This is a genomic window from Geodermatophilus sp. SYSU D00697 (assembly GCF_054050175.1).
Genome location: NZ_JBJGYV010000015.1, coordinates 83,686 through 97,539, shown reverse-complemented (window position 1 = coordinate 97,539; position 13,854 = coordinate 83,686). Strand labels below are relative to the sequence as shown.

Genomic DNA, 13,854 nt, shown 5'->3' with positions numbered 1-13,854 from the left:
GTCAGCCGGCGGCCAGGCGCGCGGTGCGGTCCTCCCGCCGGCGCCGGTGCGCCGCCCGCGCGGTGAGCCAGCCGCTGATGCCCACGTAGTACACCAGGTAGGCCAGCGACAGCGCGACGACCACCGGGTGCGGGTCGGGCACCTGGACCAGCAGCAGGGCGTAGGTGCCCAGCCAGACGGCGGTCAGTGCCAGGCTCAGCCCCTGCAGGGCCTGCGTCCGCGACGGGTACAGGTAGCGCACCGGGACGAACACCAGCACGGAGCAGACCACCAGCACGGCGGCGATCGTCGCGGGGCCCAGGTCCAGGACGACGGCGTAGAAGGCCACCACGTTCCAGTAGCTGGGGAACCCGAGGAAGGTGTGGTCCTCGGTCTTCGCGTCGACCCGGCAGAACTGGTAGCTCGAGGCCAGCAGCGGCAGCGCGGCGACGACCCACCCGAGCGCGCCGGCGGGCAGCGAGCCGGTGGTCCACAGCAGGACCACCGGCGCGAAGGCGTAGGTCAGGTAGTCGACGATGTCGTCGAGCCGGGCGCCGTCGAACCAGGGGATGGTCTCCTTGACCCGCATCCGCCGGGCCAGCATCCCGTCGGTGCCGTCGACGACCAGCGCCGCGAGGCCCAGCCACAGGGCGGTGACCGCGTTGCCGTCGAAGGCCGCGAGCACGATCAGCAGCGCGAGCACCGTGCCGCTGGCGGTGTAGAGGTGGACGGCGGCACCGGCCAGCCGCAGCCCACGCGGGTGGACCGCCCGGCGGCCCTCGCCACCGGCGGTCGTCCCCGGGAGGCCCTCTCCGGGTCGGGCGGCCACGTTCTCGCGCATCGCGTCGAGGTTCCCACACCGCCGGGACCGCAGCGCTGCCGCACGCGGTCCGCCGGTCGCCGGGGGAGCTGCCGGCGGCTCCACTAGTGTCGGCCGCGATGAGCGGACAGGCAGGCAAGCTGCGCATCGCCGTCGTCTTCGGCGGCCGCAGCGCGGAACACTCGATCTCCTGCGTCTCCGCCGGGGCCGTCCTCGCGGCGCTGGACCCCGACCGGTACGACGTGGTCCCCGTCGGCATCACCCGCGAGGGCGGGTGGGTGCTGCCCGACCCCGAGCTGCGGCTGGCCATCGTCGAGGGCGAGCTGCCCGAGGTCACCGGCGGGACGGCGGTGACCCTGGTGGGCGACCCCGCCGGCAGGGGGCTGGTCCGCCTGGACGGCAGCGGCTCGCGCATCGAGCTCGACGTCGTCTTCCCCGTGCTGCACGGCGCCTACGGCGAGGACGGCACGATCCAGGGCCTGCTGGAGATGACCGGCCTGCCCTACGTGGGGTCGGGGGTCTTCGCCAGCGCGGCGTCGATGGACAAGGAGTTCACCAAGAAGCTGCTGGCCGCGGCCGGGCTGGCGCAGGGCGACCACGTGGTGCTCCGCGACGCCGGCGGGGCACTGGCGGCCGACCCGGACGTGCTCGACCCGGCGGCCCGGGAGCGGCTGGGCCTGCCGGTCTTCGTCAAGCCCTCCCGCGCCGGGTCCAGCATCGGGATCAGCAAGGTCACCGACTGGGCGCAGTTCCCCGCGGCCGTCGCCACCGCGGCGGACATCGACGCGAAGGTCGTCGTCGAGGCCGCCGTCCCGGGCCGGGAGATCGAGTGCGGTGTGCTGGCCGGGCCCGACGGCGGGCTGCCCGAGGCCAGCCTGCCCGCCGAGATCCGGCTGCGGCCGGGCACCGACTGGTACGACTTCAGTGCCAAGTACCTCGAGGATGCCGCCGAGTTCGACGTCCCGGCGCAGCTCACCCCTGAGCAGACCCGGGCGGTCCAGGAGGCCGCGTGCCGCGCCTACCTGGCGCTGGACTGCTCGGGCCTGGCCCGCGTCGACTTCTTCCTCGGCACCGGCCCCGACGGCGCCGACCGGCTCGTCGTCAACGAGGTGAACACCCTGCCCGGGTTCACCCCGATCTCGATGTACCCCCGGATGTGGGCGGCGACCGGGGTGGGCTTCGCCGAGCTCGTCGACCGGCTCGTCACGGCCGCGCTGGCCACGGCCCGCCCGGCGGTCACCCCCGCCGTGGACGGCGGCGCGGGGAGGTGACCCCGCCGGTGCCGGCCCGGCGGGGCGGGACGGCGCTGCTGCCGGCCCGGCTGGTCCGGGCGGCCCGGCTGCCCGCTCGGCTGGTCCGGGCGGCCCCGCTGCTGGCGGTGCTGGCGTCCGCCCTCTGCGGCTGTGCCACCGCCGTCGAGGGCGTGGCGACCGCGGTGCCGGCCGGGCCGACGCCGTCGGACCCGGAGGAGCTGCAGGAGCTGGTGGTCACCACCGTGCCCTCCGGCCTGCCCCGGGTGCCCGACACCGACCTCTCCCCGCCCGCGGGGGAGAAGTCCGCCGAGGACGTGGCCGCCTACGGCGAGGACCCCGACCGGGAGCGCCAGGTGCTGGAGGACTACGGCTACCGCTTCGGCTGGGAGCGGGTCTGGAGCGCCGGGACCGGACCGGTGACCAGCGTCTTCGTCAACCAGTTCGCGACCCGCTCCGGCGCCGGTGACTACGCGCGCGACCTCGCCGAGAACGAGGCGGAGCTCTACGACGGCGTGCTGCGGGAGGACCCGCCGCACCTGCCCGGCGGCTGCCGGCTGCTCACCGTGGAGGACGCCGAGCCGGCCGCCGGGCTGTCCGGGCCGGCGGCGTTCGCCTGGTGCGGGCACGGCGTGTACAGCGTCGGCGTGACCGCGGTCGCCGACTCGGTCACCGCGGCCTCCCAGGAGGTGCACGCGGTGCTCGAGGCCCAGCTGGAGCGGCTGCCGCCGTCCTGACCGGTCAGGGCTGCTGGGCCGGGAGGGCGTCGTTGATGACCGGCCCGAGGGCGGTGACCGGGGCGCTGTCGGTGTCGGCCGAGACGGTGACCTGCACGTGGACGGCCCGGTCCACGGTGGTCCAGACGACGACGTCGGGGTCGCTGGTGTCGACGAACCAGTTCACGCCGTTGATCTGGATCAGCGGGGAGGTCGCCTCCAGCCCCGCCGGACGGTCGACGCCGCACACCAGCACGATCGCGGGGTCGCCCCACGCGTAGGCGAACGGGCTGTCGGACTGCACCGGGCGGGAGGGCTCCCCGGTCAGATCCAGCGGCAGCGCGGACATCAGCGCGGGGCAGGACGCGTCGGCCTCCGGGGTCACCGGCGGCACCTCCACCGGCAACGGTGGCAGGTCCGCGCGGCCGGTCGACGGGGCGCCCTCGACCTCGGCGACCCCGGACCCGCCGTCGCCCCCGGTGCCGCCGTCGTCCCCGAGGACCCGCGTGAGCACCAGCAGGACGACGACCAGCGGGACGGCGACCACCGTCACGACCAGGGAGATCCGCCGCAGCGGGTCGTCGGGACGGGCCGGCCGCCCCTCGGGGGCCGGCGCGTCGTCCGGGGGCTGCTCGGTCAGCGCGGTCAGATGTTGACGACGGGGCAGGTGAGCGTGCGGGTGATGCCGTCGACCGACTGCACCCGCGCGACCACGAGGCGGCCGAGCTCGTCGACGGTCTCGGCCTCGGCCCGCACGATGACGTCGTAGGGACCGGTCACGTCCTCGGCCTTGGTCACGCCCGAGATCTGGCTGATCGTCGACGCGACCTGGGCGGCCTTGCCGACTTCGGTCTGGATGAGGATGTAGGCGTGGACCACGGGAGACCTTTCCTCGGGCAGCGCTGCCGATGCGGCGTCCGCACCGGCGGGCGGACAGTTCGGCAACCTACCTCAGCGGGGGAGGGGGACCGGTGACTCGTCCCCGTCCCCTGGTGCCCCGGGACGACCCGGCCGACAGCGTGCGGGTCGTCGGCGAGTTCGGGGTGATCGCGCGGGTGCTGTCCCGGTCGGGCACGGCGCGGGTCGCCGAGGTCGGCCCGGGGGACGACGCAGCGGTGCTGCGCGTCCCCGACGGCCGGGTGGTGGCGACCACCGACGTCCTGGTGGAGGGCCGGCACTTCCGGCGGGACTGGTCGTCGGCGGAGGACGTCGGGCACAAGGCGGCGGCGGCCAACCTGGCCGACGTCGCCGCGATGGGCGGCGTCACGACCGCACTCCTGGTGGGGCTGGCCTGCCCGCCGGACACCTCGACCGCCTGGCTGGAGGGCGTCGCCACGGGGCTGGCCGAGGAGTGCGCGCCGCTGGGCGCGGCCGTCGTCGGCGGGGACACCGTCTCCGCGGCGCCGGACAGCTCCGGCGTCGTCCTCTCGGTGACCGCCCTCGGCGACCTCGGCGGGCGGGCCCCGGTGCTGCGCTCCGGCGCCCGGCCGGGCGACGTGCTCGCCCTGGCCGGCCGGCTGGGCTGGTCGGCCTGCGGGCTGGCGGTGCTGCGGCGGGGGTTCACCAGCCCCGCGGCGGCGGTGGCCGCGCACCGGCGACCGGCGCCGCCCTACGCCGCCGGCCCGGCCGCGGCAGACGCCGGCGCGACGGCGATGTGCGACGTCAGCGACGGCCTGCTGGCCGACGCCGGGCACCTGGCCGACGACAGCGGCGTGGTGGTGGACGTCGACCGCGCCGCGCTGGTGCGGGCCACCCTCGAGCCCCCCGGGCCGATGCAGCAGGTCGCGGCGGCACTGGGCGGGGACCCGCTGGCGTGGGTCCTCACCGGGGGTGAGGACCACGCGTTCCTGGCCACCTTCCCGAAGCGGACGACGCTGCCCGCCGGGTGGACGGCGATCGGCACGGTCCGGGCGGCGAAGGGGTCCCCGGGCGTGCGGGTGGACGGCGTGCCGGCCGCCGAGGTGGCCGAGGCCGTCGGCGCGGGAGGGACCGGGCATGTCCACTTCCGGTGAGGCGGCCGTGCTGCGCGCGGTGCCCTACGACGACCCGGTCGCGCGCCGGCTGGTCGCGCGGGTCCAGCAGGAGTACGTCACCCGCTACGGCGGGCCGGACGGGGCCGTCGTGGACCCCGCGGAGTTCGCGCCGCCGGCCGGGCTGTTCCTCGTCGCCGAGGTGGACGGCGTCCCCGCCGGGTGCGGTGCGTGGCGGGTGCACGACGAGGGTGTGGTCGAGGTCAAGCGGGTGTACGTCGAGCCGGCGTTCCGACGCCGCGGGCTCGCGCAGCTGCTCATGGCGGAGTTGGAGCGCACCGCGGCCGCGGCGGGCCACCGGGCGGTGGTGCTCAACTCCGGTGACCGGCAGCCCGAGGCGCTGGCCCTCTACGCCGCCCTGGGGTACACACCGGTCGCCGGTTACGGCGTCTACGCCGAGGCGCCCGGGGCGGTGTTCCTGGGCAAGGAGCTGCCGCCACCGGGTGGGGAGGAGCGGGCGTGGGCATCGTGACGATCTCGGCCGCGTACGGGGCCGCCGGTGCGGAGGTCGGCACCGCGGTCGCCGAGCGGCTCGGGCTGACCTTCCACGACCGGGCGATCCCGGCGCAGGTGGCCGGCCGGCTCGGCGTCCCGCTGAGCGAGGCGGAGGCCAACGACGAGAAGGTCGCCCGTGGGCTCTGGCGCCTGGTGGCCTCCCTCGGCACGATGCCCGACCCGGTCGGCGGCGTGGTGCCGGTCACCCAGCTGCCGGACGAGCGCGCCTTCCGGCAGCAGACCGAGCGCGTCCTGGGCGAGATCGCCGACGGGCCCGGCGGTGTGGTCCTCGGCCGGGCGGCGGCGCTGGTCCTCGGCGACCGCGCTGACGCCCTGCACGTACGGCTCGACGGTCCGCCCGAGCGCCGGCTGGCGTCCGCGGTGGCGCGCAGCGGCCGGCCGCGCGAGGAGGTGCGGCGGGAGATGGCGGCCAACGACGCCGCGCGGGAGGCCTACGTGCGGCACTTCTACCGGTGCGACCCGGCCTCGCCGGCGCTCTACCACCTGGTCGTCGACAGCACCGCGCTGCCGCTGGACGCGGTCGTCGACCTGGTGGTCACCGCCGCCCGCGCCCGCGGGATCTGACGGGAGCCCGGTTCGACGCCGGGGACGGCGCGAGGCCGCGGGTGGACCGGTCGCGGGGCGGAGGCCCCCCGACCGGGACATCCGGCAGCGGCTCAGTCGGCCGGGGACGGCTCCTGGCCGTGGTGCCGTCCGGGAGGACGGCGGTGGAGACAGCGGAGGACCCCGGAGGTCGTCGACCTCCGGGGTCCTCGCCCGGCCGGGGCCGGGGTGTTCGGTGCGGTCGTCGCGTCAGGCGCGGACGACCTTGCCGGCGCGGATGCACGAGGTGCACGCGTTGATCCGGCGACGGTTGCCGGGGGCGACCAGCGCCCGCACGGACTGGATGTTCGGGTTCCAACGGCGCGGCGTGCGGCGGTGCGAGTGAGACACCGACATACCGAAACCGGGCCCCTTGCCACAGACATCGCACACGGCAGCCACGGTGGATCACTCCCAGAGAATCGTTCAGACGAGCGGTGCGCGACACGCGCCCGCACAAGACCGTCGGCCAGTCTAACCGCTTCCCGTCGCGGCCGTCGCCGCGCCTGCCGGGAACCGCCGTCGCGGCCCCGCCCGGACGGGTCGTCGCCCGGGCCGTGTCGGCCCACCTGGGTACCCTCCGCCTCGTGCTGCGGGCGCTCGACGACGCCGCGGTCGGTCAGTGGTGCCGGGCCGCGGTCGCCGGCCTGTCCGCGTCCCGCGGGCGGCTCGACGACCTCAACGTCTTCCCCGTGCCCGACGGGGACACCGGCACGAACCTCCTGCTGACCGCCCGGGCGGCCCTCGCCGAGCTCGAGGAGCGGGGGAGCGCCGAGCCGGCGTGGGCCCCGCTGGCCCGCGGCGCGGTGCTCGGCGCCCGCGGCAACTCCGGCACGATCCTCGCCCAGCTCCTCCGCGGGCTGGCCGACCAGCTCACCGACGCCGGTCCCGCCGACGGGCCGACGTTCGCCGCCGCGCTGCAGAAGGCCGCCGACGCCGCCTACGCCGCGGTCGCCGACCCCGAGGAGGGCACCTTCCTCACCGTGGCCCGCGCCGGCGGTGAGGCCGCGGTGGCGGCGGTCGCCGAGGGCCGCGGCGAGCTCGCCGACGTCGTCCGGGCGGCGGCCGACGGTGCCCGCGCCGCCCTCGAGGCCACACCCGGGCAACTGGCCGCACTGCGCGAGGCGGGCGTCGTCGACGCCGGAGGCGCCGGGCTCTGCCTGGTGCTCGACGCGCTGGTCGCCACGGTCACCGGGGTCGAGCCGGCCCGCCCCCCGCTGGTCGTCGCCGCCCACGACCACGACCACGGCGGCGACCGGCCGCACCAGCCGCCGGCGGGCCCGGGCAGCGAGGTGCAGTACCTGCTGGCCGACAGCGACGAGGCGACCGTGACCCGGCTGCAGGACCGGCTCGCCGCGCTCGGCGACAGCCTGGTGGTGGTGGGCGTGGACACCCCGTCGGGCCGGGAGTGGAACGTGCACGTCCACACCACCGACGTCGGCGCCGCGATCGAGGCCGGGATCGAGGCGGGCCGCCCGTACCGGATCTCGGTCACCCCGCTGGCGCCGGTGCGCCCCCCGGCTCCGGTGCCGGGAGCGCGGGCGGTCGTCGCGATCGTGTCCGGCGAGGGGCTGGCCGGGCTGTTCGCCGGGGAGGGCGTCCGGGTGGTCCCGTGCGGTCCGGACGGCGTCACCGAGGACGACGTGCTCGCCGCGATCATCGACTCGGCCGCCGCCACGGTCGTCGTCCTGCCCAACGACGCGGCCCTGACCGCGCCGGCCGCCCGCGCCGCCGAGCGCGCCCGCGAGGCCGACCGCGACGTGGCCGTCGTCCCGACCCGCTCGCCGCTGCAGGGGCTGGCCGCGATCGCCGTCGCCGACCCCTCGCGCCGCTTCTCCGACGACGTCATCACGATGGCCGAGGCAGCCGCCGCCACCCGCTGGGCCGAGGTCACCCTGGCCGAGCAGGAGGCCCTGACCAGCGCCGGACCCTGCCGGCGCGGTGACGTCCTCGGCTCCGCGGAGGGCGACGTGGTGCTCATCGGGGAGGACCTCGCCGGGGTCTCCTGCGAGCTGCTGGACCGGATGCTCTCGGCCGGCGGGGAGCTGGTGACCCTCGTCGTCGGCCCCGACCCGGCGCTCGGCGCGGCCGTCTGCGCCCACGTCGCCACGACCCACCCGCTGGTCGAGGTGACCCGCTACGACGTCGGGCCCGGCGTGGTCCCGCTCCAGGTGGGGGTGGAGTGATGGCGGTCGAGATGACGACCCGGCTCGACCGGGTGCTCGGCGCGAAGACGGCGAAGGCGATGGGGGAGTCGCTGGGGCTGTACACCGTCCGCGACCTGCTGCGGCACTACCCGCGCCGCTACGCCCGCCGCGGGGAGATGACCAAGCTCGAGGACCTCCAGGTCGGCGACCGCGTCACCGTCCTCGCCCAGGTGCGCAAGGTCACCACGCGGAAGATGCGCAACCGCCCCGGCAGCCTCACCGAGGTCACCGTCGGCGACGGCGCGGGCTCCATGCAGCTGGTGTTCTTCAACCGCAGGCACGCCAACCTCCGGGAGGGCGCCTGGGGGCTGTTCGCCGGCACGGTCGGCGAGTACCGCAACGCCAAGCAGTTCGCCCACCCCGACTGCCACCTCATGACCGGTGACGACGACGAGGACTGGGCGCGCGCGCTCATCCCGATCTACCCGGCCACCAAGGACGTCTCCAGCTGGGTGATCCAGCGCTCGGTGAAGCTGCTGCTCGACGCCGGGGGCGGTTTCGGGTTCGTCGACGACCCGCTGCCCGAGGAGATCCGCGCCCGGCACGGCCTGCCGAGCCTGCCCGCGGCGCTGCTGGACATCCACCGGCCGACCTCGGCCGAGGACGTCGAGCACGCCGAGCACCGGCTCAAGTGGGACGAGGCGCTGACCCTCCAGCTGACCCTCGCCGCGCGGCGCCGGGCCGCTGCGCTCGAGCCCGGCGTGGCCCGGCCGCGCCGCCCCGGCGGCCTGCTCGACGCCGTCGACGCCGCGCTCCCGTTCGCCCTCACCGAGGGGCAGCGCGAGGTGGGGGAGGAGCTGGCCGCGGAGCTGTCCCGGGAGCAGCCGATGCACCGGCTGCTGCAGGGGGAGGTGGGGTCGGGCAAGACCGTCGTCGCGCTGCGGGCGATGGCACAGGTCGTCGACTCCGGCGGCCAGGCCGCGCTGCTGGCGCCCACCGAGGTGCTGGCCGCGCAGCACGCCCGGGGCATCCGCGCGCTGCTGGGTCCCCTCGGCCGCGCCGGTGAGCTCGACGGCGACCCGGCCGGGACCCGCGTCACCCTGCTCACCGGCTCGCTCAAGGCCGCCGCCCGGCGCGCGGCGCTGGCCGAGGTCGCCGAGGGCCGGGCCGGCATCGTCGTCGGCACCCATGCGCTGCTGCAGGAGACCGTGGAGTTCGCCGACCTCGGCCTGGTCGTCGTCGACGAGCAGCACCGCTTCGGCGTCGAGCAGCGCGACGCGCTGCGGGCCAAGGGGAACCGGCCGCCGCACGTGCTGGTCATGACCGCCACGCCCATCCCGCGCACCGTCGCGATGACCGTCTACGGCGACCTGGAGACCTCCACGCTGCGCCAGCTGCCCAGCGGCCGCGGCGGCGTGCGCAGCTCCGTGGTCCCGGTGCGGGAGAAGCCGGCCTGGCTGGACCGGGCGTGGGAGCGGCTGCGCGAGGAGGTGGCCGCCGGGCGGCAGGCCTACGTCGTCTGCCCGCGGATCGGTGAGGACGCCGGTGCCGAGGAGGAGCCCGACGACGCCGACGGTGCGCCGGCCGAGGAGGCGACGTCGGACCGCCGCCCGCCGCTGGCGGTCCTCGACGTCGCCGAGGCGCTGCGCGAGGGCCCGCTGGCCGGGCTGCGGCTGGAGGTGCTGCACGGCCGGCTCACGCCCGAGGAGAAGGAGGCCCGGATGCGGGCCTTCGCCGCGGCGGAGGTCGACGTGCTGGTCGCCACCACCGTGGTCGAGGTCGGCGTCGACGTCCCCAACGCCACCGTCATGGTGGTGATGGACGCCGACCGCTTCGGCGTCAGCCAGCTGCACCAGCTGCGGGGCCGCGTCGCGCGCGGCAGGCACGAGGGGCTGTGCCTCCTGGTGAGCGAGGCGCCCAGCGCCTCGGCCACCGGTCAGCGGCTGGCCTCGGTCGCCGCCACCTCCGACGGCTTCGAGCTGGCCCGCCTCGACCTCGAGACCCGCCGCGAGGGCGACGTGCTCGGCGCCGCGCAGTCCGGCAACCGGTCGGGGGTCCGCCTGCTGTCGCTGCTCGAGGACGAGGAGCTCATCGCCGAGGCCCGCGTCGAGGCGAGCGCGCTGCTGTCGACCGAGCGCGGCCTGGCCGACTTCCCGGGGCTGGCGATGGAGGTCGCCGCGCTGGCCACCGACGAGCGGGCCACGTACCTGGAGAAGGCATGAGGGAGGACCCCGACCTCCGCACCCCCCGCGGGCTCGGGGCGGGCCCCGGGACGGAGCCGTGACCCGGCTGATCTCCGGGGTCGCCCGTGGACGGCGGCTCAAGGTCCCGCCGTCGGGGGTGCGGCCCACCGGCGACCGCGCCCGGGAGGGCATGTTCAACAGCCTCTCCACGCTGCTGGACCTCGAGGGCGCCACGGTCCTGGACCTCTACGCCGGCTCCGGTGCCCTCGGGCTGGAGGCGCTGAGCCGGGGCGCGCAGCAGGTGGTGTTCGTCGAGTCCGGGCCGCGCGTGCTGCCGGTGCTCGAGGCCAACCTGGCCGCCGTCGGCCTGCCCGGCGGGCGGGTGGTCGCCGGGTCGGTGCCCACCGTGGTGGCCGGGCCGCCGCCGGCCCGGTTCGACCTCGTGCTCGCCGACCCGCCCTACGCCACGCCGGTGGCGGAGGTCCTCGCCGTCCTCGAGGCGCTGGTCGCGGGGGAGTGGCTGGCGCCAGACGCCGTGGTCGTGGTCGAGCGCTCGTCCCGCGAGGAGCCCTGGGAGTGGCCGACACCCCTGCGCGGACTGCGCGACCGCCGCTACGGGGAGGCCGTGCTCCGGTACGGTCGCTGTCCGTGAGGCGCGCGGTCTGCCCCGGCTCGTTCGACCCGGTCACCAACGGCCACGTCGACGTCATCAACCGCGCCGCGGCGCTGTACGACGAGCTGGTGGTCGCCGTGCTGGTCAACCCCGGCAAGGCCGGCCTGTTCACCGTCGACGAGCGCATGGAGCTGCTCCGGGACGCCGTCGCAGGCCTGCCCAACGTCACCGTCGACAGCTTCCAGGGGCTGTTGGTCGACTACTGCCGGGACCACGACATCCCGGTGATCGTGAAGGGGCTGCGGGCGGTCAGCGACTTCGAATACGAGCTGCAGATGGCGCAGATGAACCGGGAGCTGGCCGGCGTGGAGACGCTGTTCGTGCCCACCGCGCCGCAGGTCGGGCACCTGTCCTCGAGCCTGGTCAAGCAGATCGCCACCTTCGGCGGGGACGTCTCCAGCCTCGTCCCCAAGGCCGTGCACGCGCGGCTGCTGGCCCACCGGGAGCGGGGTGTGTCGTGACGGAGGTCGTGTACCGGCTGTACGAGACCGTCGACGAGCTCAGCAGCGTCATCGAGAACGCCCGCAACGTGCCGATGTCCGGTGGCTCGTGCATGGTCCCCCGCGACGTCCTGCTCGACCTGCTCGACGACCTCCGGGAGAACCTCCCCGAGGAGGTGCACAAGGCCGGCGCGATCGTCGAGCAGCGCACCGAGATCCTCCAGCAGGCGCAGGCCGAGGCCGAGCGGCTGACCGGTCGGACCCGCAGCGAGAGCGAGCAGGTGGTCGGCTCCGCCCGGCGGCAGCGCGAGGAGATCCTCGGCACCGCCCGTCGGCAGCGCGACGAGCTCCTCGCCCGGGCACAGGCCGAGGCCGAGGAGCTGCTGGCGCAGGCCGAGGAGGAGGCCGAGCGGATCGTGGCGGAGGCCCGCCAGCACCACGAGGCGGTGCTGGCCGACGCCCAGGCCCAGCACGCCGAGGTCCTCGCCGCGGCCGCGGCCGAGCACGAGCGGCTCATCAGCGAGACCGAGGTCTACCGCGGCGCGGTCAGCCGAGCCGACGAGCTCGGTGCGCAGACCGCTGCCGACGTCGCCCGCATGCGCGCGGAGGTCGACCAGTACGTCGACACCCGGCTGGCCGACTTCGGTGCCACCCTCGAGCGCATGGTGCGCTCGGTGGAGAAGGCCCGCTCCGCGCTCCGGGAGTCCTGAAGGAGGACCGCCGGCGGGTGGGTGGCCTCACCCGGTCGGCGCGGACGGCGCCGTCCGGGCATCGGGTAGGCTGGTTCTCCGGTCGACCGCCGGAGGCCTCGCGCCCCGGCCGGCCCCTCCCCGCTGCCTACCGCGAGTACCGACATGCCTGCCGCTCAGCCGCCCCGCTCCGGCGCCGCGTCCCCGGACGCCCGGCGCCCCGCTGCCAACCCCTGGCGCGTGGACCTGCGGGAACTGGGTCGACGGGCCGGCTCCCTGCAGGAGCTGGACCGGACCATCCCGGCTCCCGCGGACTGGAAGGTGGAGCTGATCGGCGTCCCCGAGGGGGCGCAGGTCCAGCTCCGGCTGCGGCTGGAGTCGGTGATGGAGGGCGTGCTGGTCTCCGGTGACGTGGAGGTCCCGCTGGTCGGCTCGTGCGCGCGGTGCCTGGAGCCGGTCGAGGACACCCTCCAGCTCGACGTCCAGGAGCTGTTCGCCTACGAGGGCAGCACCACCGAGGCCACCAGCGAGGAGGACGAGGTCCGGCGGGTCGAGGCCGACCACCTCGACCTCGAGCCGATGGTCCGCGACCTCGTCGTCCTCAGCCTGCCGCTGGCGCCCACCTGCACCGAGGACTGCTCGGGGCTGTGCGTGGACTGCGGTCAGCGGCTCGACGACCTGCCGGCCGACCACACCCACGAGGTGCTCGACCCGCGCTGGGCCGGACTGGCACAACGCTTCGGTGCCTCGCAGGCCGACCGATTCGCTTCCGAACCGGGCACCCCCGGTGCGGACAACCCAGAGGAGAACTGACCGTGGCCGTCCCGAAGCGGAAGATGTCCCGCGCCAACACCCGCATGCGTCGCTCGCAGTGGAAGGCGTCCGCTCCCACGCTCTCGCCGTGCCCGAACCGGGCCTGTGGCGAGCTCAAGCCGCCGCACCAGGCCTGCCCGAACTGCGGCCAGTACGAGGGCCGTCAGGTCCTCTCGGTCTGACCGCCACGAGTCGGCCCGCCGTGGCGACGTCGGTCACCGGGACCCCACCCGCACCGGGAGGGGCTCCCGGCCGCTCGCCGGCGGGGCAGGCACACGCCGAACGGTCGGCCGCCTGGCTCCGCGACGCCCTGGGCGTCGAGTTGCCCGGCGGCCTGCTGGCGTTGGCGTTGACCCACCGGTCCTACGCGTACGAGAACGGCGGGCTGCCCACCAACGAGCGCCTGGAGTTCCTCGGGGACTCGGTGCTCGGCCTGGTCGTCACCGACGAGCTGTACCGCCGCCACCCCGAGCTGCCCGAGGGCCGGCTGGCGAAGCTGCGCGCCTCGGTGGTCAACATGACCTCCCTGGCGGGGGTGGCGCGGCGGCTCGGCGCCGGCGGCCTCGGCCCGCACCTGCTGCTCGGGCGCGGTGAGGAGACCACCGGCGGCCGGGAGAAGGACTCGATCCTCGCCGACGCGGTCGAGGCGCTGATCGGCGCCGTCCACGTCGGTCTCGGCCTGGACGCCGCGGCCGCCATCGTGCACCGGTTGTTCGACCCGCTCCTGGACCAGGCCGCCACCCGTGGCGCCGGACTGGACTGGAAGACCAGCCTGCAGGAGCTCGGCGCCGCCCTCGGCCTGGGTGCCCCGACCTACGTGGTCCAGGACGAGGGCCCCGACCACGCGAAGACCTTCAGCGCGGACGTCGTCCTCGACGGCACCGTCCGCGGCCGCGGGTCGGGCCGCACGAAGAAGGCCGCCGAGCAGGAGGCCGCCGAGGCGGCGTGGCGCGCACTGTCCGCGTCGCCCGCCGACGGTGACCCCGCGTCGGCCGCACCCGCCGAGGGCTGACCCG

17 protein-coding genes are annotated in these 13,854 nt (G+C 76.1%); 13 read left to right on the top strand and 4 right to left on the bottom strand.

Annotation, left to right across the window (positions count from 1 at the left end):
• Nucleotide 1: 1 nt before the first annotated feature.
• Nucleotides 2-820: a CDP-alcohol phosphatidyltransferase family protein gene (locus ACI79C_RS14670; protein WP_456946394.1), complete on the bottom strand. Its 819-nt coding sequence runs from the start codon at nt 818-820 to the stop codon at nt 2-4.
• Between the two features lie 98 nt (nt 821-918).
• Between ACI79C_RS14670 and ACI79C_RS14665 the strand changes: the two genes are divergently transcribed.
• Nucleotides 919-2,070 (top strand): D-alanine--D-alanine ligase family protein, encoded by a 1,152-nt coding sequence (locus ACI79C_RS14665; RefSeq protein ID WP_456946393.1) that lies wholly within the window; start codon nt 919-921, stop codon nt 2,068-2,070.
• On the top strand, nt 2,067-2,786 hold the full coding sequence (locus ACI79C_RS14660; protein WP_456946392.1) for a hypothetical protein: 720 nt from the start codon (nt 2,067-2,069) through the stop codon (nt 2,784-2,786). Before ACI79C_RS14665 ends, ACI79C_RS14660 begins: the two co-directional genes overlap by 4 nt.
• Before the next feature lie 4 nt (nt 2,787-2,790).
• Here the strand turns inward: ACI79C_RS14660 and ACI79C_RS14655 are convergent, their stop codons facing one another.
• Together ACI79C_RS14655 and ACI79C_RS14650 are read right to left on the bottom strand one after the other, a co-directional pair.
• The gene (locus ACI79C_RS14655) at nt 2,791-3,318 is read right to left on the bottom strand and encodes a DUF3515 domain-containing protein (RefSeq protein ID WP_456946391.1); all 528 of its coding nucleotides are present in this window, start codon (nt 3,316-3,318) and stop codon (nt 2,791-2,793) included.
• Nucleotides 3,319-3,410: 92 nt separating this feature from the next.
• Nucleotides 3,411-3,644 carry an Lrp/AsnC ligand binding domain-containing protein gene (locus ACI79C_RS14650; RefSeq protein WP_135140864.1) on the bottom strand — a complete coding sequence of 78 codons (234 nt, stop codon included), beginning with the start codon at nt 3,642-3,644 and terminating at the stop codon, nt 3,411-3,413.
• Nucleotides 3,645-3,736: 92 nt separating this feature from the next.
• Here ACI79C_RS14650 and ACI79C_RS14645 point away from each other — a divergent pair, with 92 nt between their 5' ends.
• Genes ACI79C_RS14645 through ACI79C_RS14635 form a run of 3 tightly spaced genes read left to right on the top strand, consistent with a single transcriptional unit; the run spans nt 3,737 to nt 5,875 of the window.
• Nucleotides 3,737-4,777 (top strand): thiamine-phosphate kinase, encoded by a 1,041-nt coding sequence (locus ACI79C_RS14645; protein ID WP_456946390.1) that lies wholly within the window; start codon nt 3,737-3,739, stop codon nt 4,775-4,777.
• Entirely contained in the window at nt 4,761-5,267 is a 507-nt protein-coding gene (locus ACI79C_RS14640) for a GNAT family N-acetyltransferase (RefSeq protein ID WP_456946389.1), read from the top strand. The genes ACI79C_RS14645 and ACI79C_RS14640 overlap by 17 nt, the downstream gene beginning before the upstream one ends.
• Nucleotides 5,255-5,875 (top strand): cytidylate kinase-like family protein, encoded by a 621-nt coding sequence (locus tag ACI79C_RS14635; RefSeq protein WP_456946388.1) that lies wholly within the window; start codon nt 5,255-5,257, stop codon nt 5,873-5,875. Before ACI79C_RS14640 ends, ACI79C_RS14635 begins: the two co-directional genes overlap by 13 nt.
• Nucleotides 5,876-6,103: 228 nt before the next feature.
• On the opposite strand, the gene rpmB is transcribed toward ACI79C_RS14635, so the two are convergent.
• Nucleotides 6,104-6,286 (bottom strand): 50S ribosomal protein L28, encoded by a 183-nt coding sequence (rpmB, locus tag ACI79C_RS14630; protein WP_425283681.1) that lies wholly within the window; start codon nt 6,284-6,286, stop codon nt 6,104-6,106.
• Nucleotides 6,287-6,480: 194 nt separating this feature from the next.
• On the opposite strand from rpmB, the gene ACI79C_RS14625 reads away from it, so the two are divergent.
• From ACI79C_RS14625 to rnc, 8 genes are all read left to right on the top strand, one after another.
• A complete protein-coding gene (locus ACI79C_RS14625; protein WP_456946387.1) occupies nt 6,481-8,079 on the top strand; it encodes a DAK2 domain-containing protein in 1,599 nt (532 codons plus the stop codon).
• Nucleotides 8,079-10,262 carry an ATP-dependent DNA helicase RecG gene (recG, locus tag ACI79C_RS14620; protein ID WP_456946386.1) on the top strand — a complete coding sequence of 728 codons (2,184 nt, stop codon included), beginning with the start codon at nt 8,079-8,081 and terminating at the stop codon, nt 10,260-10,262. Before ACI79C_RS14625 ends, recG begins: the two co-directional genes overlap by 1 nt.
• Nucleotides 10,263-10,320: 58 nt before the next feature.
• Nucleotides 10,321-10,875: a 16S rRNA (guanine(966)-N(2))-methyltransferase RsmD gene (gene rsmD, locus ACI79C_RS14615; RefSeq protein ID WP_456946385.1), complete on the top strand. Its 555-nt coding sequence runs from the start codon at nt 10,321-10,323 to the stop codon at nt 10,873-10,875.
• Nucleotides 10,872-11,357: a pantetheine-phosphate adenylyltransferase gene (gene coaD / locus ACI79C_RS14610; protein WP_456946384.1), complete on the top strand. Its 486-nt coding sequence runs from the start codon at nt 10,872-10,874 to the stop codon at nt 11,355-11,357. Before rsmD ends, coaD begins: the two co-directional genes overlap by 4 nt.
• Nucleotides 11,354-12,046: a hypothetical protein gene (locus ACI79C_RS14605; protein WP_456946383.1), complete on the top strand. Its 693-nt coding sequence runs from the start codon at nt 11,354-11,356 to the stop codon at nt 12,044-12,046. The genes coaD and ACI79C_RS14605 overlap by 4 nt, the downstream gene beginning before the upstream one ends.
• A gap of 144 nt (nt 12,047-12,190) precedes the next feature.
• Nucleotides 12,191-12,838, top strand: coding sequence for a YceD family protein (locus tag ACI79C_RS14600; RefSeq protein WP_456946382.1), 648 nt, complete (start codon nt 12,191-12,193; stop codon nt 12,836-12,838).
• A 2-nt stretch (nt 12,839-12,840) separates the two neighbouring features.
• On the top strand, nt 12,841-13,020 hold the full coding sequence (gene rpmF / locus ACI79C_RS14595; RefSeq protein ID WP_456922146.1) for a 50S ribosomal protein L32: 180 nt from the start codon (nt 12,841-12,843) through the stop codon (nt 13,018-13,020).
• Nucleotides 13,021-13,040: 20 nt separating this feature from the next.
• Nucleotides 13,041-13,850, top strand: a complete 810-nt coding sequence (rnc, locus tag ACI79C_RS14590) for a ribonuclease III (RefSeq protein ID WP_456946381.1) — start codon at nt 13,041-13,043, stop codon at nt 13,848-13,850.
• The last annotated feature ends 4 nt before the right edge of the window (nt 13,851-13,854 follow it).

Excerpts from the sequence above, each read along its gene's own strand:
- ACI79C_RS14670 (WP_456946394.1), bottom strand. The coding sequence starts at position 820 with ATGCGCGAGAACGTGGCCGCCCGACCCGGAGAGGGCCTCCCGGGGACG.
- ACI79C_RS14665 (WP_456946393.1), top strand. The coding sequence starts at position 919 with ATGAGCGGACAGGCAGGCAAGCTGCGCATCGCCGTCGTCTTCGGCGGC.
- ACI79C_RS14640 (WP_456946389.1), top strand. The coding sequence starts at position 4,761 with ATGTCCACTTCCGGTGAGGCGGCCGTGCTGCGCGCGGTGCCCTACGAC.
- recG (WP_456946386.1), top strand. The coding sequence starts at position 8,079 with ATGGCGGTCGAGATGACGACCCGGCTCGACCGGGTGCTCGGCGCGAAG.
- ACI79C_RS14600 (WP_456946382.1), top strand. The coding sequence starts at position 12,191 with ATGCCTGCCGCTCAGCCGCCCCGCTCCGGCGCCGCGTCCCCGGACGCC.